Below are 26,048 nucleotides of genomic sequence, written 5' to 3' on the forward strand. Positions count from 1 at the left end.
GGGAGACCGCACCATGAGCGCACCGCTGAAGCAGATCCACCTCGCCGCCCACTTCCCCGGCGTCAACAACACCACCGTGTGGAGCGACCCCGCCGCCGGCAGCCACATCGAGTTCTCCTCCTTCGTCCACTTCGCGCGCACCGCCGAACGCGCCAAGTTCGACTTCCTGTTCCTGGCCGAGGGACTGCGCCTGCGCGAACAGGGCGGAAAGATCTACGACCTGGACGTGGTGGGCCGCCCCGACACCTTCACCGTCCTCGCCGCGCTCGCCGCCGTCACCGACCGGCTCGGCCTGACCGGCACCATCAACTCCACCTTCAACGAGCCCTACGAGGTGGCCCGCCAGTTCGCCACCCTCGACCATCTCTCCGGCGGCCGCTCCGCCTGGAACGTCGTCACCTCCTGGGACGCCTTCACCGGTGAGAACTTCCGCCGCGGCGGCTTCCTGCCGCAACAGGAGCGGTACTCGCGCGCCAAGGAGTTCCTCGCCACCGCGAACGAACTGTTCGACTCCTGGCACGGGGACGAGATCGTCGCCGACCAGGCGACCGGCACCTTCCTCCGCGATGCCCGCGCCGGCGCCTTCGTGCACCGCGGCAAGCACTTCGACATCCACGGCCGGTTCAACGTGCCGCGCTCCCCGCAGGGCCGCCCGGTGATCTTCCAGGCCGGCGACTCCGACGAAGGACGGGAGTTCGCCGCCTCCAGCGCCGACGCCATCTTCAGCCGGCACGCCACCCTGCGCGAGGGCCAGGCCTTCTACAAGGACGTGAAGTCCCGCCTCGCCGCCTACGGCCGCCGCCCCGACCAGCTGCTCATCCTGCCCGCCGCGACCTTCGTGCTCGGCGACACCGACGCCGAGGCCGAGGAGATCGCCCGCGAGGTGCGGCGCAAGCAGGTCAGCGGCGCCACCGCCATCAAGCACCTGGAGCTCGTCTGGAACCGCGACCTGTCCGCCTACGACCCGGACGGGCCGCTGCCCGACGTCGACCCGGTCGTCGGCGAGGACCACATCGCCAAGGGACGTGCCCAGGTCCGCATGTACCGGGACCCCGTCGCCGTCGCCCGTGAGTGGCGGCAACTGGCCGAGGCCAACAACTGGTCCATCCGCGACCTGGTGATCAACACCGGCAACCGGCAGACCTTCGTCGGCTCCCCCGAGACCGTCGCCCGCACCATCGACGAGTTCGTGCAGGCCGACGCCGCCGACGGCTTCATCCTGGTCCCGCACATCACCCCCGGCGGCCTCGACCCCTTCGCCGACAAGGTCGTGCCGCTGCTGCAGGAACGGGGCGTCTTCCGCGCCGAGTACGAGGGCACCACCCTGCGCGACCACCTCGGCCTCGCCCACCCCGACGAGGCGCGCACCGAGCGGGCGGCGTCATGAGGTTTCTCGCCGTCACTCTCATCGCGAACCGGCCCGACCCGGTCACCGGCGTCCTCGCGTCCCCCCAGGAGCGCTTCCGGGAAGTGCTCCGCAGCGCACAGCTCGCCGAGGAACTGGGCTTCGACGGTTTCGGCGTGGGGGAGCGGCACGAGTGGCCGTTCCTGTCCTCCGCGCCGACGGTGGTGCTCAGCCACATCGCCGCCCTGACCCGGCGCATCCGGCTGTTCACCGCGGTGACCACCCTGAGCCTGCTCGACCCGGTGCGCGCCTACGAGGACTACGCCACCGTGGACCATCTCTCCGGCGGACGGCTGGAGATGATCATCGGCAAGGGCAACGGCACGGCCCAGCGCGAGCTGTTCCACGTCACTCCCGAGGACCAGTGGGACCGCAACGCCGAGAGCTACGAGGTCTTCCGGCGGCTGTGGCGGGAGCCGAAGGTGACCGCCGACACCCGGTTCCGGCCACCGCTGAAGGACGCCGAGGTGTGGCCGCGGCCCTACCAGCAGCCCGTGCGGGTCTGGCACGGCAGCGCCACCAGCAGGCGGAGCGTGGACCTCGCCGCCCGCTGGGGCGACCCGCTGTTCTCCGCCAACGTCACCCACCCCGCCGAGCCGTACGCCGAGCTGATCCGGTACTACCGCGAACGCTGGGAGCACCACGGGCACGACCCGGCGCGCATCGCCGTGGGCGCCGGGTCGGCCGGCCTGTGCGTGGCCCGCACCTCGCAGGAGGCGCTGGCCGCCTACCGGCCCTTGTTCGAGAGCAACCTCGCCCATCAGAAGCAGGCGGGGCTGCCCGTCGTCTTCGAGACGCTGGAGGACTTCGTGGAGCGCAGCTCGGCCCTCGTCGGCAGTCCCCAGCAGGTCGTCGACAAGGTGCACCGTTACCACGAGCAGTTCGGGCACACCGTGCTGCACGTCACCGCGGACTCCTTCGGGCTCGGCCCCGCACGGCACCGGCAGTCGCTGGAGCTGTTCCAGGGCGAGGTGGCGCCGGTGCTGCGCAGGGAGATACCCGACCCGCCCTTCGCCTGGGCGCCCGTGCTGCCGCCGGCCGAGCCCACCGCCTGAGTCCGCCGGTCGGAGCAGCCGCCGGAGGCCACCGGACGCCGACCGGCTGCCCCTCACCACGATCACGCACGGCCACGCCGAGCGGGCGCGCTCCGGCCGGCTGTTGACCGGGAAACGGCAGCGCCGCCACTGAGCACCGCACGGTGCGGCCGACCGGCCCGGCACCCCGAGGGGGCCGTCGCCCTCCCCCGAGAGGCGGCGGCCCCCGTCAGGTCCCCCGGTGCCGGACCGCGGCCGGCGTGCGCACCGGCAGCCCGCAGTGGCGGCTGCGACAGCAGCTTGTCACCGGCCCGTCCCCGGCGCCTGAGCCGAGGGCTGCTCAAGTCGGGCTGTATCAGAACTGAGTAGCCGGGGTCTGTCTGGTGTGACGACCTACGACCACCGTGATGCACACCCCCTCGACGAGCCCTGGCCGTTCACCGGGCGGGCGGACGAACTCGACCTGATCCGACGGTCGGTGGCCGCCGGCCGGCCCGGCCTGGTGGTGACCGGACCGGCCGGCCGCGGCAAGACCAGGCTGGTGCTGGAGGCCGTCCGCGGCATGGACTGGTCCCGCGTCACCGGTGCGCCCGCGGCCCGCCGGATCCCGTTCGCGGCCTTCGCGCACCTGCTGCCCGGGCCGGTCACCCTGCCCCGCGCGTTGCGGCTGCTGTCCGGGACACGGCTGCTGCTGGTCGACGACGCCCATCTGCTCGACGACGCCTCGGCCGCGCTGGTGCACCAGCTCGCCGTGCACGGCCGCACCCGGCTGCTGGTCGTCGCCGCCGACGACACCGAGGTGCCCGAGGCGATCGAGCGGCTGTGGACGGGCGAGCTGCTGCCCCGCCTCGCCCTGCGCCCGCTGCCCGCGCAGGACACCGGCCGGCTGGTGGAGACCTGGGCCGGAGGCGACGTCGAGCCGTTCACCGTCAACCGGCTGCACCGGCTGTGCCAGGGCGATCTGCGGCTGCTGCGCGACCTGCTCGGCGCGCTGACCCGGCGCGGGCTGCTCGCCCGGGACGAGGACACCGGCGCCCGGTCCTGGCGGGGGCCGCTGCCGCTGACCGACGCCGTCCGCGACCGGGCCGCCCGAGTCCTGGACGGGGCCCGCGCCGAGGAGCGGGAGGTACTCGAACGCCTCGCCTTCGCCGACCCGCTGCCGCTCGACGCGCACGATGCCGACCTCCGGATCCTGGAGGACCTGGAGGCCGAGGGCCTGGTGAGGGCCGACGAGCACGGCACGGTCCGGCTCGCCCACCCGCTGCACGGACCGGCGCTGCGGGCCGCCGCCGGCGTGCTGCGGGCCCGGCGCCTCGGCCGCGACCCGCGGCGGCACGAGCACGCCCTGCACGCCGAACGGGCCGCGCTGGCCGACGCGATCGACCGCGGTGACGTGCGCGACGTGTCCGCACCGGTGGGGGAGTGGCTGGTGGAGCACGGGGTGCCGGTCCCCGCCGGGTACGCGGCCGTGCGGGCCCGGCTGTGCCGGCTGCGGGGCGAGGTGCGGCAGGCCGTCGCCTGGGCCCGCGAGGGACTGCGGACGGCACCGGACGACCCCGGGTGCGGCACGGAACTCGTCCTGGCGTCCGCCCAGTGCGGCGAGACGGTGCCGGCGGACGACACGGCGGCGTCCGGGGCACGGGCCGCGACCTGGCGGGCCGCGGCCTCGGGCGACGTGGCGGGCGCCCTGCGGTGCGTGGACGACACCGACCCGGCCTCCCTCTACGACGCCGTCCGCCTCGGCGCCCCCGAGCGCGCCGCCGGGCACCTGCACGGCCACGGCCCGTTCGGCCGGCACGCCGAGGCCCTGGCCCGCGGCGACGGCGCCGCGGTGGACAGGGCGGCCGAGGAACTCCAGCGGCGCGGGATGCTGCTGTTCGCGGCCGAGGCGCACGCCCAGGCCGCACGCCTCCACCGCAACCCCGCCGCCGCCCGCCGCTCGCGGATGCGCGCCCTCGACCTCGCCCGCCGCTGCCCCGGCGCCCGCACCCCGGCGCTCGCCTCTCTGGTGCTCGGTGAACTCACCGGCCGACAGCGCCAGATCGTCGCCCTGGCGGCGGCCGGGCTGAGCAACCGGCAGATCGCCGAACGCCTCACCCTGTCCGTGCGCACCGTCGGCAACCATCTGCACAGCGCCTACACCCGGCTCGGCTCCGGCGACCGGGCGGCACTGCCCGAGCTGCTCGCCCGCTCCGCCTGAGCGTCGGCCCGCCCGGCCCCGGCCCGGCACACCGGTGCACGGGCCGGGGACGCGCTCAGGCCGCCCCGAACGCCGTGAACGCCCACCCCGTGGCCTGATGGGTGGCGTCATCCGGCAGGGCGGCCCGCGCGTCGCGCAGCGCCTCGGCCAGAGACAGTCCCGCGCCCAGCCCCTTGTGCAGGGCGAGCATCAGCGGCACCACCGCCTCGTCGTTGACCGGCGCACTGCAGGCCACCACCCCGGCGGTGCCCAGCGGCAGCAGCGCGGTGACCAGGCCGAGCAGCTCGTCCGCGCCGACCGAGGCGAACCGGGCGGTGTCGCAGCAGGACAGGACGATCCGGTACGGGCTGCGGGTCAGACGCTCGAAGTCGTGCACGATCAGCGGCCCGTCCGCCATGGTCAGCGAGGAGAACAGCGGGCTGTCGGCACGGAAGGCACCGTGCGCCGCGATGTGCGCCAGCTCCGCCCCGTCCAGCTCCCGCAGCACCCGGGCGACATGGGCGGTGTCCTTCTCCAGCACGACCGGCGCCCCGTGCCGGCCGGCCAGCTCGGGCACCTCGGCCCCGCCGGTCGCCAGGCCGGGGCCGCGCACCAGCACGGTGCGGCCGCCCGGCGGCGGCTCGGTCTCCCGGGCCCGCAGCCAGCTGCTCGCCGACGGCGACACGCTCACCACCCGCTCCCGCAGCGACGGCAGCAGCGCCCACGGCACCCGGTGCAGCGAGCCCGGCGGCACCACCACGACCGGACCCGTGCCCAGGTGCCGGACGGCCGGGCCGAGCAGCAGCTCCTCCAGCCGGCGGCCGGCCGCCTCCACCAGCGGCAGCCGGGCCTGCGCACCCGGGTGCGCCAGCCGCCGCAGCCCCGCCTGCACATGCTCGGCCTCCGCCACCGCCCGGTCCAGCCGGCCGGCCGTGAAGCGCCGCACCCGGCCCTGCCCGCACAGCAGCACATGCACCTGCCCGTCCACCACGGCCAGTTCGACCAGCCGGGTCTCACCGAGCCGCCGCAGCAGCCGCCCGGCGTCGAACCGGTCGCCGCCGCCCGGTGCCTCCCCGCGCAGATGCAGGGTGCGGGAGCGGATCTCCCGCTCCAGGCGCCGCTGCTCCCGCTCCAGCGCCGGCACCGGATGACCGTCCCGGCGGGCCTGCTCGGCCCGCGCGGCGATCTCCCGGAACGCGGTCAGCCCGCTCAGCAGCGCCGGGTCGGCCGGCGGCCGGGTCGGCGGGGCCGTCAGCACGGTGGCCCGCCAGCGCTCGCTCCACGTCAGCAGCCGCCGCGGCCGGCCCGAGGCGAGCGCCGCCTGCTGGGCGAGCGCGGCCAGTTCGGCACCCTGCGCGGTGGCCCGGGCCCGCAACTCCGAGGCGCCCAGCGTCATCCGGTGGTCGTCGAGCACGTCGAGGCCGCGCCGGCACGCCTCCAGCACACCCCGGTTCGAACCGGCCGCGCGCGCCCGCAGCGCCTGCGCCGCCCAGCCGGTGATGCGGGCCAACGGCGGCCCGCCCAGGCGGCTGCGCGCGGCCACCGCCAGATGCCGCTCCGCCTCGGCCGACCGCCCCAGCGCCAGCGCGATCCGGCCCGCCAGCAGCGACGCCTCCGGCGCGGCCGGCGAACCGAACGCCGCCAGCCGCTCGGCCACCGTCGCCGCGTCCGCCACCAGCCGCCCGGAGCGGCGCCCGGCCGCGACCCGCGCCTCGAGCAGCACCAGCCGGGCGTGCGTCTCCCACCAGGCACGCCGCTGCCCGGTGAACAGCCGCACCGCCTGCGCCGCCCGCGCGATCGCCGTGTTGGGATCCTCCGTCAGCCGCGCGGCCCGCGCCGCCACCAGCAGCAGCTCCGCCTTGCGGGTGGACTGGCCGCCGAGACGGTCCAGTTCGGCGATCGCCCCGTCCGCCTCGGCCAGCGCCTCCGGCGCCAGCCCGGCCGCCATCAGCACCTCGCAGCGCCGGATGTTCAACATGAACGTCGGGGTGCCCAGCTTGGCGTACCGCTCCTCGGCCTCGTCCAGCAGCCGCAGCGCCGCCGGGATGTCGCCCCGCCGGAACGCGGCCAGGCCCCGGCTCTCCACCGCGTCGGCCTTGTCGTGCTCCTGGCCGGTGGTGTCCCACAGCGCCTCCGCCGCGGTGAAGTCGGCGTCCGCCCGTTCCACCGCCCCCAGCGCCAGATGCACCGTGGCCCGCAGCGTCAGTGCCCGCGCCGTCCAGATCACGTCACCGGCCTGGCGCAGCACGGGCACCGCCCGCCGCACGTCCTCCAGTGCCTCCCGGTGCCGGCCCAGCACCCACCACACGTACGCCCGCCGGTACAGCACCCGCGCCCGGGTGTGCCCGGTGCCGCGCGCCACGCCCTGCTCGAAGGCGTCCAGCCCCTGCCGGGTACGGCCCGCGTGCACCAGCGCCACCCCGAGCGTGGCCAGCACATCGGCCTCGCGTTCGGCCGACCGGGCCCGCGCCGCCAGCGCACGGGCGCGCCGCAGATGCCGCAGGGCCAGGCGCAGGTCGCCGAAGTCGCGCTGCCAGATCCCGATCACCTGGTGCGCCACCGAGGCGTCCAGGGGCGACGGACCGGTCCGCAGCAGCGTCTGCGCCCGTGCCAGCGCCTCGCCCGGGTCAGCGAACACCATCGGCAGCAGCTCGAGCACCGATTCGCTTCCCGACATCATCCACCGGATGGTAGTGGCACTGGTCAGGGCCCGGAACCACGCCGTCCTGCGCGGACACCGGGCTGCCCGGTACGGCACCGGTCGCGGTGTGCGGACCGCGGCCTCTCGGGGGATGCGCGGCGCGGGGGACCGGCTGTATCAAGACACAGGCGTGCGGCTCTGAATGACGACGTACCGCACCGACGGGGAGGTCACCGGCTTGGCGCCTTTGCGATTCCATGAGCAGTTCGACCACATCCAGCGGTCGATGCCCGATGTCCCCCTGGCGATGGGCCCGGACGACGCGGGCGAGTTCTTCTACGAGAAAGGCGTGGTGCTCGCCCGCGACGGCGAGGAGGCCCTGCTGGTGGAGGACACCGTACGGGCCCACTTCACCGCGACGCCCGACCTGGACCCCGCCCCGGTGCGCCGGGCCGGCCCGCAGACCAACCGCACCGGCGTCACCCGCATCCGGGTCGGCGACCCCGCACGCGGCGACGGCGACCCGGCCGTGGGGCACGCGCTGCGCGCCCTGCGCGCACACGAGGCACGCGCCGGCCGGCCCCTGGTCAGCCGCAACCACGTGGTGCACCTCGCGGTCAACGCCTGCCCCGGTGACGAGCCCGTGCCCGTACCGTCCGGCGCCGGACTCAATCCCGCGCCGGACACGACGCTGTACGACCCGGACACCGCGGTCGGCGTCCTCGTCGTCGACAACGGCCTCACCCACGACCACCGCGACGCCGAGCTGCTCGCCCACGTCCGCGGCGAGACGCAGCCGGCGGAGCGGGACGAGCAGGGCGTGCTGCGGCCCTACGCCGGGCACGGCACGTTCATCGCGGGCCTTCTCGCCGCCGTCGCACCCAACACCGACATCACCGTCTGCAACGGCCTGAACGACGCCGGCGCCGTGCTCGAATCCGAGTTCGGCAACCGGCTGTTCGAGGCCGTCGACAAGCACGGCTGGCCGGACATCCTCAGCCTGTCCGCGGGCACCTGCAACGGCCGCACGGACGGCCTGCTCGGCGTCGAGTCCTTCATGCGCGAACTGCGCGACCACGGCACCCTGCTGGTCGCCGCCGCCGGCAACAACTCCTCCGCCACCCCGTTCTGGCCGGCCGCCTACGCCGGGCTGCCCGAGTACGCCGACGCGGTGCTGTCCGTGGGCGCGCTGCGCAGCGACGGCGAGTTCGGCGCCTGCTTCACCAACCACGGGCCCTGGGTGACGGCCTACGCCCCCGGTGAGCGGCTCACCGGCGTCCTGGCCGGGCTGCGCACCCCCGTGCCGTACGTCTACCAGCACTCCACCTACGACAGCTGCCGGTTCGGCTTCCGCTACAACTGCACCTGCCGGCACCCGCACCACACCGGCCTGCTCAGCGAGGAGCGGGAGAACACCGGCGGCGCCGCGGACCGGGTGACGTTCGAAGGCTGTGCGCAGTGGAGCGGGACCTCGTTCGCCGCCCCCGTCGCCGCCGGTATGGTCGCCGCCCACATGACCGCCCACAAGGAACGCGACCCGCGTGCGGCACGCCGTCAGCTTCTGTCCTCCACCACCGACGTCGCCGAGGTGCGCGGGGCGCACGTCGCCGCGCTGCTCCCGCCGACCTGGCGGCCGGTGCCCGTCACCCGGCTCGCCCCGATCGCATGATCCCCGGCGGGACGCTCCCCCTGACGGCGTACGATGACACGTCGTACACGAGGGGTGAGTCGGTGGAACGTGCAGAGGTCGGCGCGCTGGTCCGGTCGGCCGCCGACGGGGACGCGGCGGCCTGGAAGGCGCTGGTGGAGGGGCTCGGACCGCTGGTGTGGTCGGTGGTGCGCGCCCACCGGCTCTCCGACGCCGACGGCCACGAGGTCTATCAGACGGTCTGGTTCCGCTTCGCCCAGCATCTGGGGCGGATCAGGGAACCCGACAAGGCGGGCTCCTGGCTGGCCAGCACCGCGCGCAACGAGTGCCTGAAGACGCTCAAGAACCTCAATCGGCTGATGGTGACGGACGATCCGGCGCTGCTGGACCGGGTCTGCCAGGACAGCACACCGGAGCAGGCGGTGCTGGACTCGGAGGAGGCCGCCGCGCAGAGCGAGCGGATCCGCCGGCTGTGGCAGGAGTTCGACAAGCTCGGCGACCGCTGCCGCCGGCTGCTGCGGGTGCTCATGGCCTCGCCGCCGCCGAGCTACCAGGAGGTGTCCGCCGCACTGGGCGTCGCCGTGGGCAGTATCGGACCGCTGCGCCAGCGCTGTCTCAAGCGGCTGCGCGCACGACTGCAGGAACGGGGGGCGACATGAGGGACGACGCGCGCGACGACCGCGAGGAGCGGGACGACGACTGCGAGGACACCGGTGCCGGCGGACTCGAGGACGACCTGCTGGAGGAGGAGCTGCGGCAGGCCGCCGCGGTGTTCGATCCGGTGCCGGAGGCCCTGCGCCAGGTGGCCGTGGACGCCTACGCCCTGTACGACCTGGAGGCCCGCGTCGCCGAGCTGACCTTCGACTCGCTCACCGACGCCCTGCCGGTGAGGGGCGCCGAGGACGTGCCGCGGATGCTGACCTTCCAGGCCGGTGAGCTGAGCGTGGACGTGGAGGTCGGCGAGGACGGCCTGATGGGGCAGGTGCTGCCGCCCGGGCCCGTCCGTGTCGAGGTGCTCGGCGGACCCGGGTCCGCGACCGCGCTCGCCGTGGACGAGCTGGGCCGGTTCACCGGCCAGGCACCGCCCCCCGGCCCGTTCGCGCTGCGGCTGCGCACGGGCGACGAGGCGGTGGTCACCGAATGGCTGCGCGCCTGACCGGCCTCACCAGGCGACCGGCAGGGTCCGCGGCCCGCGGATCATCGTGCGGCGGCGCCAGGCGACCTGCTCGGGCGGCACCGCGAGCCTCAGGCCCGGCAGCCGGTCGAGCAGGGTGCCGGTCAGCAGCTCGGCGAGCAGCCGGGCGAGCACCGCGCCGGTGCAGTAGTGCGGGCCGTTGCCGAAGGCCAGGTGCGCACCGGCGTCCCGGTCGGGGTCGATGACGTCCGGGTCCGGGAAGACGTCCGGGTCGCGGTTGGCGGCCAGGTAGGAGACGTAGACCGGGTCGCCGGCCGCGATCCGGATCCCGTGCAGCTCCACGTCCTCGAGGGCGATACGGGCCAGGCCCACACTGCTGCGGTGCGGGATCCAGCGCAGCAGCTCGTCGAGGACCGCGCCGCGCTCCTCGGGCCGCTCGCGCATCCGGGCCATCAGCTCGGGCCGGGTCAGCAGCAGAAACAGCATCTGCCCGCAGTTGTGGGTGACGGCCTCCCCGCCGATCTGCAACGGCCCGGCCAGCCCGACCGCCTCCTCCTCGCTGATCTCCCCGTTTGCCACCGCCCGGCCGAGCATCGCGTAGACGTCCTCGCCCGCACCGTCCGCGCGGGCCCGCACCGTCGCCGTGATCCACCCGTACAGGGCGTCCTTGGCCCGGCCGGCCGCCTCCGCCCCGTTGGTGGAGACGATCTCCCGGGTCCAGGCACGCACCCGCGGCCGGTCCTCGGCGGGCACCCCCATCACCTCGCACACCACGCCGAGGGGGAAGGGCTCCAGCACCCGCGCGACCAGATCGGCCGGCGGGCCGTCCCGCAGCAGTCCGTCCACCAGCTCGTCGAGGATCTCCTGTGCGCGGGGCCGCAGCCGCTTCACCGCGCTCACCGTGAACGCCCCGGCCACCGGCTTGCGCAGCCGGTTGTGGTCCGGCTGGTCCGCCCAGGCCAGCGAGCCGGGCCGGGGCGCGAAGTTCGGTGCCATCCGGGTCACCTGACGCCGGGTCACCTCGGCGCGGCTGAACCGCGGATCGTTCGTGATCAGCTTGACGTCGTCCCAGCGGGTGGCCAGCCAGGCCCAGCCCTCGCCGTACGGCAGTCGGACACGGGTCAGCGGGCCCTCGCGCATCAGCTCCGCGAGCACCGGGTCGAACACGGTGCCCTCCAGATCGAGCGCGGGCCAGTCCCGCACCGGCGGGGGTGCCACCGGGGCGGGCGAGGGCGGGGTGATCTCCTGCGTCATACACCCACCCTCACCGTGCCCCGGAGGCTTGTCGCGCCGGAGTGCTCCAGCCGGAGGCCGCCCGAGGCGGGCGGGGATCAGCCGGAGACGCCGTCGACGACGGCCGCGAGCGCCCGCGCCAGCCGGTCCAGGCCGGGCCCGGCGGGACCGCCCGGCTCGCTCATGTACGTGTCGCGGCGGATCTCCACCATCAGCGCGGTCACCCGGGCGTCGGTGCCGTAGAAGTCCAGCGGCACGTAGGTCCCGCGGAACGGGCTGTCCAGCCCGGTCTCCCCGATCTCCCCGAACACCGTGCGGGCCAGGCGCAGCAGCCGCGGCGGCGTGTGGAAGGCGTCGGTGCCCAGGCACACGGGCGGGCGCGGCCCGTCGCCGTGCAGCTCGTAGGGGAGCGCGGCCGTGGGGTAGGAGTGCACGTCCAGGATCACGGCGCGCCCGGTCGCGGCGAGCCGGCCGGCCACGGTCTCGGCCATGGCCCGGGCGTACGGCGCGAAGTACCGCTCGATCAGCGGGCGCGGGTCGGTGTCCGCGGGCCGCAGGTCCTTGCGGTGCGTGGTGCGCGTGTACACCGCGCCCATGCCGACGGCCGTCATCTCCTCCCGCTCGTCCGGGAACCGCTCCGGGTCGACGACCAGCCGCGACAGCCGGTTGACGAACCGCCACGGCGTCACGCCCGCCAGCCGTGCCGCCTCCTCGGCGATCCGGTCGGTGTGCGCGTCGGTGATGTGGTCCAGCTCCTCGTCGAGCGCGGCGTCGTCCAGCACGATGCCGGAGCGGACGGCCGGCGGGATGCGGCGTGCCGCGTGCGGCACGTGCAGCACGACCGGCGACGCGGCGGCACCGGGCAGCACCTCGAAGGACGCCTGAACGGCGGCGGACGGCATGGGCGGCTCCGAACACGGGACGGCGCGCCCGGGGGCGGGCGCGGAGACGGGGCCGCCCCGGCCGGGCGGTGCGCGGCCGGGGCGGCGTCGGGTTCCGGACGGCGTCCGGGAGCGGGCGTCAGTTCAGGGACGCCAGCGCCTCGTTCCAGGTGGCCGACGGGCGCATCACCGCGGAGGCCTTGGCCGGGTCGGGCTGGTAGTAGCCGCCGATGTCGGCCGGCTTGCCCTGGACGGCCAGCAGCTCGTCGACGATCTTCTGCTCGTTGGCGGCGAGCGTCTCGGCGAGCGGCGCGAAGGCCTTGGCCAGGTCGGCGTCGTCGGTCTGGCGGGCCAGCTCCTGCGCCCAGTACAGGGACAGGTAGAAGTGGCTGCCGCGGTTGTCGATGCCGCCGAGGCGACGGGTCGGGGACTTGTCCTCGTTGAGGAAGGTCGCCGTGGCCCGGTCCAGGGCGTCCGCGAGCACCTTGGCGCGGGTGTTGCCGGTGGTCGTCGCGTACTGCTCCAGGGACGGCACCAGGGCGAAGAACTCACCCAGGGAGTCCCAGCGCAGGTAGTTCTCCTTGACCAGCTGCTGCACGTGCTTGGGCGCGGAGCCGCCGGCGCCGGTCTCGAACAGGCCGCCGCCCGCCATCAGCGGGACGATCGACAGCATCTTGGCGCTGGTGCCCAGCTCCAGGATCGGGAACAGGTCCGTCAGGTAGTCGCGCAGCACGTTGCCGGTGACGGAGATGGTGTTCTCGCCGCGGCGGATGCGCTCCACGGACAGCTTGGCGGCCTCGACCGGGGACAGGATGCGGATGTCCAGGCCCTCGGTGTCGTGCTCCGGCAGGTACTGCTTGACCTTGGCGATCAGGTTGGCGTCGTGGGCGCGGTTCTCGTCCAGCCAGAACACCGCCGGGTCGCCGGTGGCGCGGGCGCGGGTGACGGCCAGCTTCACCCAGTCGCGGATCGGGGCGTCCTTGGTCTGGCAGGCGCGGAAGATGTCACCGGCCGAGACGGCCTGCTCGAGCACCACCTCGCCGTTCTGGTCGACGAGGCGGACGGTGCCCGTGGTCGGGATCTCGAAGGTCTTGTCGTGGCTGCCGTACTCCTCGGCCTTCTGCGCCATCAGGCCGACGTTCGGCACCGAGCCCATGGTGGCCGGGTCGAAGGCGCCGTTGGTCCGGCAGTCGTCGATCACGGCCTGGTACACACCGGCGTAGCTGGAGTCCGGGATGACCGCCAGGGTGTCGTGCTCCTGGCCGTCCGGGCCCCACATGTGGCCGGAGGTGCGGATCATGGCCGGCATGGAGGCGTCGACGATGACGTCGGAGGGCACGTGCAGGTTGGTGATGCCCTTGTCGGAGTCGACCATGGCCAGGTCCGGGCCCTCGGCCAGCTCGGCGTCGAAGGAGGCCTTGATCTCCTCGCCGTTCGGCAGGTTCTCCAGGCCCTTGAAGATGACGCCCAGACCGTCGTTCGGGGTCAGACCGGCAGCGGCCAGCGTCTCGCCGTACGTGGCGAACGTCTTCGGGAAGAAAGCGCGCACCACGTGACCGAAGATGATCGGGTCGGAGACCTTCATCATCGTGGCCTTCAGGTGCACGGAGAACAGCACGCCCTCCTGCTTGGCGCGGGCGACCTGCGCGGCGAGGAACTCGCGCAGCGCGGCCACGCGCATCACGGAGGCGTCGACGACCTCGCCCTTGAGCACCGGCACGGACTCGCGCAGCACGGTGGTGGAGCCGTCGTCGCCCTTCAGCTCGATGCGCAGCGCACCGTCCTCGGCGATGACGACGGACTTCTCGGTGGAGCAGAAGTCGTCCGCGCCCATGGTCGCCACGTTCGTCTTGGACTCGGGGGTCCAGGCGCCCATGCGGTGCGGGTGGGTCTTGGCGTAGTTCTTCACCGACGCCGGGGCACGGCGGTCGGAGTTGCCCTCACGCAGCACCGGGTTCACCGCGGAACCCTTGACCTTGTCGTAGCGGGCGCGGATCTCGCGCTCCTCGTCGGTCTTCGGGTCGTCCGGGTAGTCCGGCAGCGCGTAGCCCTTGCTCTGCAGCTCCGCGATGGCGGCCTTGAGCTGCGGGATGGAGGCCGAGATGTTCGGCAGCTTGATGATGTTGGCCTCGGGCCGCTTGGCCAGCTCGCCCAGCTCGGCCAGCGCGTCCGGGATCCGCTGGTCCTCGGTCAGGTACTCCGGGAACACCGCGATGATGCGCCCGGCCAGCGAGATGTCACGGGTCTCCACAGCAACACCGGCCTTGGCGGCGTACGCCTGGACCACCGGCAGGAAGGAGTACGTGGCCAGGGCCGGGGCCTCGTCAGTGTGTGTGTAGATGATGGTCGAGTCAGTCACCGGGTGCTCCGCTCCACGTCTGCAACATTGCTCGACATCAAGATATCCCCTGATCGGGCCAGGCTCGACAGCGGTCGGCCCGCAGGCGCCGCGAGGCGCCGGAATCCCGTGGAATCCCGCGGAATGCCGCGCGATCCTGCGGGGATCCCGCTGACGAGCGCGTCCGGGCGGCCGGGGCCGCCCGCGCCGCCGGAACCAGAACTCAGGCGGGGAGCTCCCGGCCCTCCGGATGCCGGGGATGCGGGACGGCCGCCGCGCCCTGCTGGTACTGCACGGTCCGGACCGGCGCCGGGATGCTGATGCCTTCCTCCCGGTAGCGCTTGTGCAGGCGCTTGATGAACTCGTGCTTGATCCGGTACTGGTCGCTGAACTCCCCGACGCCCAGGATGACCGTGAAGTCGATCCGGAAGTCGCCGAAGGTGTGGAACCGGATCGCCGGCTCGTGCTCCGGCAGGGCGCCGGTGATCTCGCGCATCACCTCGGAGGCGACCTGGACGGTCACCCGCTCCACGTGCTCCAGATCGCTGTCGTAGCCCACCCCGGCCTGCACCAGCACCGTCAGATGCTGCTCGGGCCGGGTGTAGTTGGTCATGTTCGTCTTGGCGAGCTGCCCGTTGGGGATCACGATCAGGTTGTTGGACAGCTGGCGGACCGCCGTCTGGCGCCAGTTGATGTCCTCGACATAGCCCTCCTCGCCGGTGCTGAGCCGGATGTAGTCGCCGGGCTGGACGGTGCGGGAGGCCAGGATGTGGATGCCGGCGAAGAGGTTGGCGAGGGTGTCCTGCAGCGCGAGGGCGACGGCCAGACCGCCCACGCCCAGGGCGGTGAGCAGCGGGGCGACGGAGATGCCCAGCGTCTGCAGCACCACCAGGAAGCCGATGGCCAGCACCAGGAACCGGGTGATGTTGACGAAGATCGTGGCCGAGCCCGCCACGCCGGAGCGGGACTGGGTCACCGTCCGGACCAGGCCGGCGACCACCCGGGCGGCCGAAAGGGTCACCACGGCGATCAGCCAGACGGTCAGGATCTGGTTCACATGGTGCTGCAGGGTCCGGGTCAGCGGCAGTGCCGCCGCGGCGCCCGCGATGCCTGCCGCGATCGCCGCCCACGGCACCACCGTGCGCAGTGCGTCGACGAGGATGTCGTCGCCTTTCCACCGGGTCCGCTTGGCGTACGTGGCGAGCCATCGCAGCAGGGTGCGCGACAGGAACGCCAGCGCCAGTCCCGCGGCCAGCGAGATACCGGTCAGGACGAGGTCGTCCCAGGTCACGGCGCGGTTCATCGGCCACCTCCGCCCGGACGAGCTGCGGCGCGGCAGGCCGCCGACGGCGGAATGTGAGGTCGTGTCACGGTGTCACCTGTTCGGGTTCCAAATTGCGTGAGCTGCGCCGTGAGGCCCTGCCGGTGGGCGGGACCGGTGTCCGGCGTGATCGCTCATCCTGCCGTATTCGGACGGCAGTTCGCTTACGTGGGGTGCGAAGGTGCAGGGGCGCCGGGCTGCCGTGACGGGGCGAGTCCGGGCACGCGGGCCCCGTCCGCCCGACGACGCGGGACCGGGGGAGGCCGACCGTGCCGTGGCGCACCGGAGAGACGGCGGAGCGGCACGAACTCCTCGCCGCCGACGCTTGACCTCGACGTTGCTCGAGGTTCTAGCGTCGGCCTCATGAGCATGGAGACCACTGCCTGGACGCAGCTGCACAGCGTCCTGTACGCCCAGCAGGGGCAGCGTCCCCTGGCCCGCGCGACGCTGCGCCGCATCGGGGCCTTCGCCCGGCCGCACCGCCGTCGCATCGTCCGGTTCGTCGCCCTCGGCGTGGTGACCGCGCTGCTCGCCGTGGCCACCCCGGTGCTCGCCGGGCGCGTCGTCGACGCGATCGTCTCCCGGGGCGACCAGGGCACCGTCGTCCGCCTCGCCCTGCTCATCGCCCTGATCGCGGTGGCCGAGGCGGTCCTCGGCATCCTCGGTCGGCGGCTGTCGGCCACCCTGGGCGAGGGACTCATCCTCGACCTGCGCACCGCGGTCTTCGACCACGTGCAGCGCATGCCCGTCGCGTTCTTCACCCGCACCCGCACCGGGGCGCTGGTCTCGCGGCTGAACAACGACGTGATCGGCGCCCAGCGCGCCTTCAGCAACACCCTGTCGGGCGTGGTGGGCAACGTCGTCACGCTGCTGCTCACGCTCGCCGTGATGCTCGCCCTGTCCTGGCAGGTCACCCTGCTCGCCCTCGTCCTGCTGCCGGTCTTCGTGATCCCCGCCCGCCGGATGGGCCGCCGGATGGCCCGGATGCAGCGGGAGGCGGCCACGCTCAACGCGGCGATGAGCACGCGGATGACCGAGCGGTTCTCCGCACCCGGTGCCACCCTCGTCAAGCTCTTCGGCCGTCCCGAGGAGGAATCGGCCCAGTTCGCGGCCCGCGCCGCACGGGTCCGTGACATCGGCATCCGCACCGCCACGGCACAGTCCGCCTTCATCACCGCCCTCACCCTGGTCTCCTCGCTGGCGCTGGCCCTCGTCTACGGCCTCGGCGGCTGGCTCGCCCTGCGCGGAACCCTGGAGCCGGGCGCGGTCGTCTCCCTGGCGCTGCTGCTCACCCGTCTGTACGCGCCGCTCACCGCGCTCGCCGGGGCACGCGTGGAGATCATGAGCGCCCTGGTCAGCTTCGAGCGGGTCTTCGAGGTGCTCGACCTGAAGCCGCTGATCGAGGAGAAACCGGACGCCCGCGAGGTGCCGGACGGGCCGGTCTCCGTGGAGTTCGACGGTGTCCGCTTCGCCTATCCGGCCGCCGACAAGGTGTCCCTGGCCTCCCTGGAGGAGGTGGCGAGCCTGGACCGCGGCGACGGCACCGAGGTGCTGCACGGCATCTCCTTCCGCGCCGAACCGGGACAGACCGTCGCCCTGGTCGGCCCCTCCGGCGCGGGCAAGTCGACCATCGCCCAGCTGCTGCCGCGCCTGTACGACGTGGACGAGGGTGCCGTGCGCATCGGCGGGACCGACGTGCGCGACCTGAGCACCGCCTCCCTGCGGGCCACCGTCGGCATGGTCACCCAGGACGGGCACCTCTTCCACGACACGGTGCGCGCCAATCTGCTGCTGGCCCGTCCCGAGGCCCGCGACGACGAGCTGTGGGAGGCGCTGCGCCGGGCCCGCCTCGACGACCTCGTCCGGTCCCTGCCGGACGGCCTCGACACCGTGGTGGGGGAGCGCGGCTACCGGCTGTCCGGCGGCGAACGCCAGCGCCTGACCATCGCCCGGCTGCTGCTGGCCCGCCAGCGCGTCGTCATCCTCGACGAGGCCACCGCCCACCTGGACAACGCCTCCGAGGCCGCCGTGCAGGAGGCCCTCACCGAGGCGCTGCAGGACCGCACCGCGCTGGTGATCGCCCACCGGCTGTCCACGGTGCGCTCCGCGGACCTCATCCTGGTCGTGGAGGCCGGCCGGATCGTCGAACGCGGCACGCACGACGAACTCCTCGCGGCGGACGGCCGGTACGCCCGGCTGTACCGCACCCGGTTCGCGTCGCAGCCGGAGCGGCCCGCGCAGCCGGTGCACTGACCGTCACGCCGGCCGGCGGCGGCTGGGTGGGCCCGCCGGCGCCGGGCCTCAGCGCGGCCCGGTCGGCAGCAGCGTCCGCCGGTGCGTGGCGTTGATGACGGCGGCCGCGGAGGCGTACCAGGCGAGCAGGGCCGCCGCGACCCCGAACCAGCCGCCCACCCGCACCGTCACATGCGGTGACGCCCCGCCCAGGAACTGCCCGACGGCGAGCAGCACGAAGGCGAGCGTCAGCAGCACGAGCACGCCCAGCAGCACGACGCTCGTCCGCACCGCCGCCACCGCCATGTACGAGCTGAAGATCGCCCAGCCGAGCAGATACAGCCCCAGCGCGTTCTGTGCGACGGCACCGGTCCCGAGCAGGTGCGGCACGATCCACCCGTAGGACAGCCAGAAGGCGCCGTAGGACATGAACAGCGTCGCGCCGAAGGTGTTGCCCCGGCGGAACTCGAACAGCCCCGCCACGAACTGGGCCAGACCCCCGTAGAAGAGCGCCAGGCCGAGGACGGGTATCAGGGCACCGGTCTCGTCGACGAGGCCGGTGTTGACGATGGACAGCAGCAGGGTGGTGAGCGCGAGGCCCGCCAGGCCCACCGGCGCGGGATCGGCGTGCGCCCGCGCCTGCGGATCCGCCGGGCGCGCCTGGTCGCGGACGGAGCCGCTCGTGTGGTCGGCCATGACCGGACATCCCTTCGACCCGAGGCCATCGTGACCTGCACCTGAGTACCCCCGTCGCGCTGCTTCTACGTGTCCCGCCCGCCGCCCGGATTCCACCCGCCCGCCCGCCCGTTCCAGGTGTCCGCCTGCCCGGGCACGCAGGCCCGCGGCGCGATGCGCCGAACCGCCGCGTCCCGGCCCGCTCGCGACGGCCCCGCTCGCGACGGCACGGTGCCGCCCGCGCGCATCCGGGCCGGCGCGCCCACACTGGAGCTACCGGACGATGCCGGACGAAAGGGTGAAGATCGGCATGAAAGGTTTCGTCTTCCAGGGCCCCGGGCGCTCCGCCTGGCAGGACGTCCAGGACCCGGACGTCCAGGACCCGACCGACGCCGTCGTGCGGGTCGACACCGTCACCATCTGCGGGACGGATCTGCACATCCTCAAGGGCGACGTGCCCGAGGTGCGCCCCGGTACGGTCCTCGGCCACGAAGCGGTGGGCGAGGTCGTCGAGATCGGCGCCGACGTGCGCGCGGTGCAGCCGGGGGAGCGGGTGCTCATCTCCTGCATCTCCGCCTGTGGACGCTGCCGCTTCTGCCGCGAGGGCATGTACGGCCAGTGCCTGGGCGGCGGAGGCTGGCTGCTCGGCCGGCACATCGACGGCACCCAGGCCGAGTACGTGCGGGTGCCCTTCGCCGACACGTCGCTGCACCCGCTGCCCGCCTCGGTGACCGACCGGGAGGCCGTGCTGCTGGCCGACATCCTGCCCACCGGCTACGAGGTCGGCGTGCTCGCGGGCCGGGTCGCCCCGGGCGACACGGTGGCCGTGGTGGGTGCCGGTCCGGTCGGTCTCGCCGCGATCGCCACCTCCCGGCTGTTCGCGCCCGAGCGGGTCGTCGCGGTGGACGTCGCACCGACCCGCCTGGAGACCGCCCGCAAACTGGGGGCCGACGTGGTGTGCGACGCCCGCGAGGAACCCGAGCAGCTGGTCGCCGACCTCACCGGCGACCTCGGCGCGGACGTGGTGATCGAGGCGGTGGGCCTGCCGGAGACCTTCGAGCTGTGCACCCGCATGGTGCGGCCCGGCGGCCGGATCGCCAACGTCGGTGTGCACGGCCGGCCGGCGACGTTGCACCTGGAGGAGCTGTGGGCCAGGAACATCACCGTCACCACGGGCCTGGTCGACACCCGCTCCACGCCCACGCTGCTGAAGATGGCCGCCACCGGCCGGCTGCCCACCGGGCAGCTGATCACGCACCTGTTCCCCCTGGAGCGCATCGAGGAGGCCTACGAGGTGTTCGCCCACCCCGCAGAGACGGGCGCCATCAAGGTCGTCCTCGGCGGGCCGCACCGCGAGGTCGTCCCCGCCTCCGAGGTGTACGAGGGCTGACGACGGCCGGTCCGTCACGCCGTCGGGCAGGTCGCCGTCCGTCGTCGGCTGCGGATCGGACGCCGGGCCGCAGCCGACGGCCGCGTCAGCGGGGTTCCCCGGATATCACCCGAGACCTGCCGACGGCGAAGGCGACCGTGATCTGCACGGCGCAGGCGAGCAGCAGCGCGGCCAGCGGCCAGGTCCAGCCGTCGGTGACGTCGTGCAGGGCCCCCGCTGCCAGGGGGCCCAGTACGCCGATCAGGTAGCCGATGCCCTGGCCCATGGCGGACAGGGCGGCGGTCGTCGGTGCGTCGGGCGAGCGCAGGGCGAACAGGCTGAGTGCCAGAGCGAATCCGGCTCCGAGCCCGAGCCCGAGAACCATGTTCGACGGCCACAGCAGGCTCCGCGGCCCCGCCACCACTCCCGTGAGGCCGACGGCGGTCAGGCAGGCGACAGCGACCCCGGCCACCCGCTGATCGGGCAGGCGCCGCTCGCTGACGGCCAGCAGCCAGGCGCCCAGGACGCCCACGGCGTTGCACAGGGACAGCGACAGTCCGGCGGACGCCTGGCTCAGCCCGCGGTCCTGCCAGATGGTCGGCAGCCATCCGAAGACGGTGTACGACAACAGCGCCTGCGCGCCGAAGAACACGGTCACCTGCCAGGCCAGCGCGTTGCGCCACAAGGCCGGCGGTCTCCCGCCGGGGACGGGCGAGGCGTCGGGGGCCGCCTCGTCCCGCTGCCGGCCGAGAGCGATGAGGACCACCACGGCGGTCACCAGCGCGAGCGGCACCACGAGCAGCAGCAGCGGGATCCGCCAGGGCGATCCGGTGGCCTCGGCGAGGGGCACCGCCACCGCGGGGCCCGCGGCGGCGCCGGCGGTGAGTGCGCCCGAGTACAGGGCGGACACACGGGGGACGGACCGTGGGAACCGGCGCTTGATCAGTCCTGGTACGAGGACGTTCGCGATCCCGATCGGTGCCGCCACCAGCACGGTGCCCGCGAAGACCGCGACGGGTGAGGTGCCGGCCCGCAGCAGGCCGCCTGCGGCGAGGACGGCGAGCGAGACGGTCAGGAGGGTGCGGGTGGCGTGGCGGCGGCCGAGCCGTGGTGCGACGAATGCGAAGAGGCCCAGGCACACCAACGGCAGGGACGTGAGGACGCCCACCGCTGTGTCGCCGATGCGCAGATCGTCACGGAGCGGCTTCAGCAGCGGTGCGACGGAGGTGAGGGGTGCGCGCAGGTTGAGCGCGAGCAGCACGAGGGCCACGAGGAGCAGGGCTGTGCGGCGGGCGGGCGGCTCGGCCTCCGGAACCCGTTGCGTCCGGTGGGGTAAGGCAGGAGAGCTGGGGCGCATGACGCTGTCCGATCTGAGACGGGAGAGGATCGGCATTACGATACAGTGCGTACTGAATCAGTTCGGTGGTCGCTCCCGGGCACGGGCGACTCCGGCTCCCCGCGGATCGCTCCACCGGATCCGTTCGGCACGGACCGGCAGGAGGACGCGACGACCGGACCCGGCAGACTGGGCAGGACGTACTCGTGAAGCGCACCGGAAGGCAGCCTCGTGCCCCGCAGTTCGACACCGCCGGACCGTGCCGTGCGTACGGCCGGCCGGAAGAAGGACCCGCAGATCGATCAGGCCGTACTCCGCGCCACGCTCGAACTGCTCGAGGAGGTCGGGTACGCAGGGACGTCCATCAGCCAGGTCGCCGCCCGGGTGGGGGTCTACCGGCCCGCCATCTATCGCCGTTGGCCGTCGAAGCAGCACCTGGTCGCGGAGGCCGTCGCCTCGGCTCTCGGGGACGAGCCGACACCGGACACCGGTGATCTGCGGGCCGACCTGCTGACCGGCGTCGGCACGCTGGTCGAGGCCTTCACGGCGACGAACGTCAGCCGGGTGCTGCCCGCGCTGGTCGCGGATCTGGCCCGGCAGCCCGATCTGCGGCAGGACTTCCTCGACTCGGTCTTCCAGCCCCGCCGTGCCTCCACCGCGCGCCGGCTGCGCGCCGCGGCCGAGCGCGGGGACATCCGCCCCGATTTCGACATGGAGTTCGTCCTGGACGCCCTGGCCGCTCCCGTGTACTACCGCGCTCTGTTCGGCCACGGCTCCGTCACCCCGGAGCTGACCGAACAGAGCGTCGATCTGGTGCTCGCCTCCTTGCGGTCCCGTCCCTCTTCGCCGGGCGACTGACGGCACCGCCCGGCGCTCAGGAGGCCGGACGGAGTCTCGTCGAACGGCGAGCGGTCCTCGGCGGGCTCGCCGGGCCGTCGGTGCCGACGCGGCGCAGGGAGCGGTGGTCCGCGGCGGTCACCTGCCCGGCGACCGCGGCGGGCAGGTCGGCGCGGCCGGAGAGGGAGAGTTTGCGGTAGACGCGGGTGAGGTGGAGTTCGACGGTGCGCCGGGTGACGAAGAGACGGTCGGCGATCTCCTGGTTCGTCAGTCCCTCGGCGGCCAGCACGGCGGTGCGGTACTCGGCCGGTGTGAGGGCGTCGAGACCGGTCTCGACGCGCCGGGGCCGGGCGCCCGCCGAGGTGAGATCGGCCCGCAAGTCGTCGACGAGGGGCCCGGCGCCGCACTTCTCGGCCAGGGCGAGCGCCGCGCGCAGCTGCTCGCGGGCCTGGCGCATCTTGCTCAGCCGCAGCAGTTCGTGGCCCAGCGACCGGAGCACCCGGGCGTGTTCCAGCCACGCTCCCGAGTCCTGGAGCAGCCCGTCCGCCTCGCGCAGCAGAGACAAGCGGTGCCCGCTGTTGCTGATGAGGGCCAGTGTGTGCAGCGCGGTGGCGACGGCGTGCGGAGCCCCCCAGGCACGGGCCAGCTCCAGTTCCTCGCGGGCCAGCCGCTTCGCTGCCGTCCGGTCGTCCACGGCGGCGTACAGGGTGGCGGCGACCGTGCGCCACGGGTGGCGGTCGTAGCCGTGCGGGCTGCGCGGCAACCGCCGGCCGCACTCCTCCAGGTCGGCGATCCCGGCGTGGATGTGACCCAGTGCCGCGTGCAGCCGCCCGCGGTGGAACAGCAGATCCGGCACGGCCGCCTCGGGCAGGTCCGTCAGCGACAGGTCGTCCAGCAGCAGCCGGCGGGCGCCGTCCAGGTCGCCGCTGTCCAGGAGGATGCCGCCGAGCCAGCAGCGGGCCAGGGTGCTGCCCAGCCAGGCCCCGGGGGGTCCTTCCGCCAGCGCGGAGCGGGCCGCCCCGGCCGCCTCGGACAGGCGCCCGGCCCGGTAGCCGCACATGGCCAGGACGGTCTCGGCGAGGGCTGCCATGGTGCGGGCGCCCTCCGCGTGGGCCGCGGCGGCCAGAGTGCGGCAGGCAGCCAGCGCCTCGTCGTGCTCCCCCGCCTCGCACAGCAGGTGGGCGAGCAGCAGACGCAGGGGCGTGGTGGGCACGTCGGCGGAGATGACGGGCTCCCGCAGTCCGGCCCGGGCGTGATGGAGCACCTCGGCGCGCTGCCCGCCGTGCGTACGGGCGGTGAGCGCGGACAGCGCGGCCTGAGCACAGCGCACCCAGGACGTGCGGGCGGCGACGGCGGCCGGGAGGGGCGGCGCCGTACGAGGCCGGCCGGTGAGCAGGCCGAGCACGCCGAGCACCGCGAGGGCTCCCGCGGCCGGTTCCTGGGCGGGGCCGGTGGGTTCGACACCGGTGAGCGCGGCCCGCGCGGTGCGTTCGGCGCCGTCCAGGTCGCCGTCGAGGGCGATGGCCTGGACGAGGTTGACCACGAGGGTGAGGGGCGCGGTGTCGTCGCCGTGTCGGGGCCCTTCCAGGGTGCGCAGCCGCCGGACGGCGGCGGCCGGGGCGTCGGCGACGACGTCCACATAGCCGAGCAGGCGCAGCAGTTCGGGCCGGTCTGCCGCGTCGCCCTCCTGGATGCACCGCTCCAGCAGGGTGCGTGCCTCCTCGAGGTCGTTGCGCGACAGAGCGGCGCAGGCGGAGTCGAACAGCAGCCGGTAGGCCCAGCGTCCACCGATGCGTGGGGTGTGCCGCAGGTGATGGACCACCTCCTGCGTGGGCGCTCCGGCGGCGTGCAGGGCGCGGGCGGCGGCCGTGTGCAGCCGGTCGTGCTCGCTGGGCGGCAGCGCGGCGAGGAACGAGTTCCGCATCATCGGCTGGGCGAAGACGACGCCCTCGTCGCTGTCCTGCAGCACACCGCAGCGCACCAGGGTGTGGAGCATGTCGGCGGCCTCGGGCCGGGGGATGCCCGCCAGGCCGGCGACCAGCGCCGCGTCGCTGTCGGCACGGCCGGTGACGGCGACGGCGTCCAGAGTCCGGCCCACGGTGGGGAACCGGTCCCGGAAACGGGCGACGACGGTCTCCGCGATCTCCACCGAGCCCAGGCGTTCGACCTGCTCGCAGGTCGGTCCGACGGCTTCGCCGCCGCGTCTCAGCTCGCGCAGCAGGGCGTGGACCAGCAACGGGTTGCCACCGGTGACGCGGTGACAGGCACTCACCACGGTGTCGGCGACGGGACCGCCGAAGAACGAGGTCAGCAGGTAGCCGACGGCGGCCGGGCTGAGACCGGGCAGGACGGTGCGCTGCTGGAAGTCGGAGACGACCCGGGCGAGGACGGCGGCGCGGTCCGCGCGGGTGCCGGTGTCACGGGCACCGACGCCCCCGCCCGCCGCGTGCGCGTCCGCCGACGGTGCGGCGCTGCGTCCGTGGCCGGGGTCGTCGTCGCGGGGGGAGGACAGGCCGGGGGTGATCGTGGCCAGCAGGGCCACCGGCAGCCCCTCCAGACGAGCCATCAGATGGTCCAGCCAGTACAGCGAGCCCTCGTCGGCCCAGTGCAGGTCGTCCACGGCGATCAGCACCGGAGTCCGCGGGGTGAGGGCTGCGACGAACCGGTCGAGCCAGTCGGAGGCGGCCTCGGGGCCGTGCGGTCGTCCCGCCGGGTGCTGTGCGGCCGCGTCCGCGGGGGACGGCACGGCCGCCACGCTGTGCCGCAGCTGGCGCAACGCGTCGCATGCCAGGGCGGTGCCGGACGGACGGGCGCGGAGGGAGACCGCGTGCAGTCCGCCGGTGCGGGCGATTCTGACGGCGGTGCGTGCCAGATACGACTTGCCGGACCCGATGCCTCCTTCCAGCAGGAGGCTGGCGCCCACGCCCGAGGCGGCCGAGGCCAGAACCCCTCGTAAATCGGACAGTTCACAGTCGCGGCTCAGCACGTGACTCCCTTTCTCGTCTCCTTGGCCAGGACCGACGCGGCTGGTGCGGTCCGCGCGGCGGCGTGCGCCCGCGACCGGTACGACCGGGCGGCCGGAGCAGGGGCCCGGCGGGGGCTCGAGGACGCGGACACCGCCTCCTCACACGCCGTCCACGGCCCCGTGCCGACTGCGCCACTGCGGGGTGGCCACACCGGCCAGGACCACCTCGACCACGTCCTCGGCCAGGCTCGGCGTGAGCGGCAGATGGCCGAAGAGCACCCGGTAGTAGGCGGTGGCGCCGAGCATGTCCAGCAGCAGGTCGATGTCGGCGTCGGGGCGGATGTCTCCGCGCTGGATCCCACGGCGCAGGGCGGCCGCCGTGGCGGCGCGGCGTGGATGGAAGAGCTGATTCAGGAACTCCGACTCCAGTTCCGGGTCGTCCGCGAGGTCGGCGATCAGCGCGGGCAGCGCACGCCGCCCGACGGTGGTGGTGAACGCGTGACTCAGCGTGCGGATCCCGGCGATGAGGTCGCAGTGCGTGCAGCCGGTGTCGGGGGTGGGCGAGGTGCCCATCGTCTGCACGAGCGCGCTGACGACGAGGTGCTGACGGGAACGCCACCGCCGGCGCAGGGTCGGCTTGCTGGTGCCCGCCCGTGCGGCGACCGCCTCCAGCGTCAGCCGGCCGTAGCCGACCTCGTTGAGGATCTCCATCACCGCGCTCCGGACGGCGGCGTCGATCCGTGTGTCGCGTGGCCGTCCTCGCGAGCGCTGTGCGGTCGGCGGGGCGGTACCCGCGGGTTCTTGTCGCGTCGTCACCAT

At 74.1% G+C, this 26,048-nt stretch carries 18 protein-coding genes; 9 read left to right on the forward strand and 9 right to left on the reverse strand.

Features of this window, described 5'->3' with window-relative positions:
* The first annotated feature begins 13 nt into the window (after window positions 1-13).
* The 3 genes from OG899_RS24270 (at window position 14) to OG899_RS24280 (ending at window position 4,639) form a co-directional block, all read left to right on the forward strand.
* Entirely contained in the window at window positions 14-1,387 is a 1,374-nt protein-coding gene (locus OG899_RS24270) for an NtaA/DmoA family FMN-dependent monooxygenase (protein WP_125500144.1), read from the forward strand.
* On the forward strand, window positions 1,384-2,460 hold the full coding sequence (locus OG899_RS24275) for an LLM class flavin-dependent oxidoreductase (RefSeq protein ID WP_406311146.1): 1,077 nt from the start codon (window positions 1,384-1,386) through the stop codon (window positions 2,458-2,460). Before OG899_RS24270 ends, OG899_RS24275 begins: the two co-directional genes overlap by 4 nt.
* A gap of 364 nt (window positions 2,461-2,824) precedes the next feature.
* Window positions 2,825-4,639, forward strand: coding sequence for a LuxR family transcriptional regulator (locus tag OG899_RS24280; RefSeq protein WP_125500146.1), 1,815 nt, complete (start codon window positions 2,825-2,827; stop codon window positions 4,637-4,639).
* Window positions 4,640-4,694: 55 nt separating this feature from the next.
* Here the strand turns inward: OG899_RS24280 and OG899_RS24285 are convergent, their stop codons facing one another.
* Entirely contained in the window at window positions 4,695-7,298 is a 2,604-nt protein-coding gene (locus OG899_RS24285) for a CHAT domain-containing protein (RefSeq protein ID WP_406311147.1), read from the reverse strand.
* Window positions 7,299-7,497: 199 nt separating this feature from the next.
* On the opposite strand from OG899_RS24285, the gene OG899_RS24290 reads away from it, so the two are divergent.
* From OG899_RS24290 to OG899_RS24300, 3 genes are all read left to right on the forward strand, one after another.
* Complete coding sequence (locus OG899_RS24290) at window positions 7,498-8,928, forward strand: S8/S53 family peptidase (RefSeq protein WP_168131168.1); 1,431 nt, start codon at window positions 7,498-7,500, stop codon at window positions 8,926-8,928.
* Between the two features lie 62 nt (window positions 8,929-8,990).
* Complete coding sequence (locus OG899_RS24295; protein ID WP_125500149.1) at window positions 8,991-9,566, forward strand: RNA polymerase sigma factor; 576 nt, start codon at window positions 8,991-8,993, stop codon at window positions 9,564-9,566.
* Window positions 9,563-10,063, forward strand: a complete 501-nt coding sequence (locus OG899_RS24300; RefSeq protein ID WP_168131169.1) for a hypothetical protein — start codon at window positions 9,563-9,565, stop codon at window positions 10,061-10,063. Before OG899_RS24295 ends, OG899_RS24300 begins: the two co-directional genes overlap by 4 nt.
* A 6-nt stretch (window positions 10,064-10,069) precedes the next feature.
* Here OG899_RS24300 and OG899_RS24305 read toward each other — a convergent pair whose 3' ends face one another.
* The 4 genes from OG899_RS24305 to OG899_RS24320 form a co-directional block, all read right to left on the reverse strand.
* Entirely contained in the window at window positions 10,070-11,296 is a 1,227-nt protein-coding gene (locus OG899_RS24305) for a cytochrome P450 (RefSeq protein WP_125500151.1), read from the reverse strand.
* A gap of 77 nt (window positions 11,297-11,373) precedes the next feature.
* A complete protein-coding gene (locus tag OG899_RS24310; RefSeq protein ID WP_406311148.1) occupies window positions 11,374-12,177 on the reverse strand; it encodes an N-formylglutamate amidohydrolase in 804 nt (267 codons plus the stop codon).
* Between the two features lie 118 nt (window positions 12,178-12,295).
* The gene (locus tag OG899_RS24315) at window positions 12,296-14,515 is read right to left on the reverse strand and encodes an NADP-dependent isocitrate dehydrogenase (RefSeq protein ID WP_406311149.1); all 2,220 of its coding nucleotides are present in this window, start codon (window positions 14,513-14,515) and stop codon (window positions 12,296-12,298) included.
* 202 nt (window positions 14,516-14,717) lie between these two features.
* On the reverse strand, window positions 14,718-15,797 hold the full coding sequence (locus tag OG899_RS24320; protein WP_251503569.1) for a mechanosensitive ion channel family protein: 1,080 nt from the start codon (window positions 15,795-15,797) through the stop codon (window positions 14,718-14,720).
* Between the two features lie 387 nt (window positions 15,798-16,184).
* Here OG899_RS24320 and OG899_RS24325 point away from each other — a divergent pair, with 387 nt between their 5' ends.
* Window positions 16,185-18,068, forward strand: coding sequence for an ABC transporter ATP-binding protein (locus OG899_RS24325; protein ID WP_125500157.1), 1,884 nt, complete (start codon window positions 16,185-16,187; stop codon window positions 18,066-18,068).
* A 48-nt stretch (window positions 18,069-18,116) separates the two neighbouring features.
* Here OG899_RS24325 and OG899_RS24330 read toward each other — a convergent pair whose 3' ends face one another.
* A complete protein-coding gene (locus OG899_RS24330; RefSeq protein WP_125500155.1) occupies window positions 18,117-18,743 on the reverse strand; it encodes an acetate uptake transporter in 627 nt (208 codons plus the stop codon).
* Window positions 18,744-19,032: 289 nt separating this feature from the next.
* On the opposite strand from OG899_RS24330, the gene OG899_RS24335 reads away from it, so the two are divergent.
* Window positions 19,033-20,112 carry an alcohol dehydrogenase catalytic domain-containing protein gene (locus tag OG899_RS24335; RefSeq protein ID WP_125499166.1) on the forward strand — a complete coding sequence of 360 codons (1,080 nt, stop codon included), beginning with the start codon at window positions 19,033-19,035 and terminating at the stop codon, window positions 20,110-20,112.
* 85 nt (window positions 20,113-20,197) lie between these two features.
* Here the strand turns inward: OG899_RS24335 and OG899_RS24340 are convergent, their stop codons facing one another.
* Window positions 20,198-21,361 (reverse strand): MFS transporter, encoded by a 1,164-nt coding sequence (locus tag OG899_RS24340; RefSeq protein WP_251503566.1) that lies wholly within the window; start codon window positions 21,359-21,361, stop codon window positions 20,198-20,200.
* Window positions 21,362-21,691: 330 nt separating this feature from the next.
* Here OG899_RS24340 and OG899_RS24345 point away from each other — a divergent pair, with 330 nt between their 5' ends.
* Window positions 21,692-22,285, forward strand: coding sequence for a TetR/AcrR family transcriptional regulator (locus OG899_RS24345; protein ID WP_125499167.1), 594 nt, complete (start codon window positions 21,692-21,694; stop codon window positions 22,283-22,285).
* Between the two features lie 16 nt (window positions 22,286-22,301).
* On the opposite strand, the gene OG899_RS24350 is transcribed toward OG899_RS24345, so the two are convergent.
* Together OG899_RS24350 and OG899_RS24355 are read right to left on the reverse strand one after the other, a co-directional pair.
* Complete coding sequence (locus OG899_RS24350) at window positions 22,302-25,250, reverse strand: AAA family ATPase (protein ID WP_125499136.1); 2,949 nt, start codon at window positions 25,248-25,250, stop codon at window positions 22,302-22,304.
* A gap of 138 nt (window positions 25,251-25,388) precedes the next feature.
* Window positions 25,389-26,048 (reverse strand): TetR/AcrR family transcriptional regulator, encoded by a 660-nt coding sequence (locus OG899_RS24355; RefSeq protein ID WP_125499137.1) that lies wholly within the window; start codon window positions 26,046-26,048, stop codon window positions 25,389-25,391.

This window comes from Streptomyces thermoviolaceus, from assembly GCF_045209695.1.
GTDB classification, from domain to species: Bacteria; Actinomycetota; Actinomycetes; order Streptomycetales; family Streptomycetaceae; genus Streptomyces; species Streptomyces thermoviolaceus.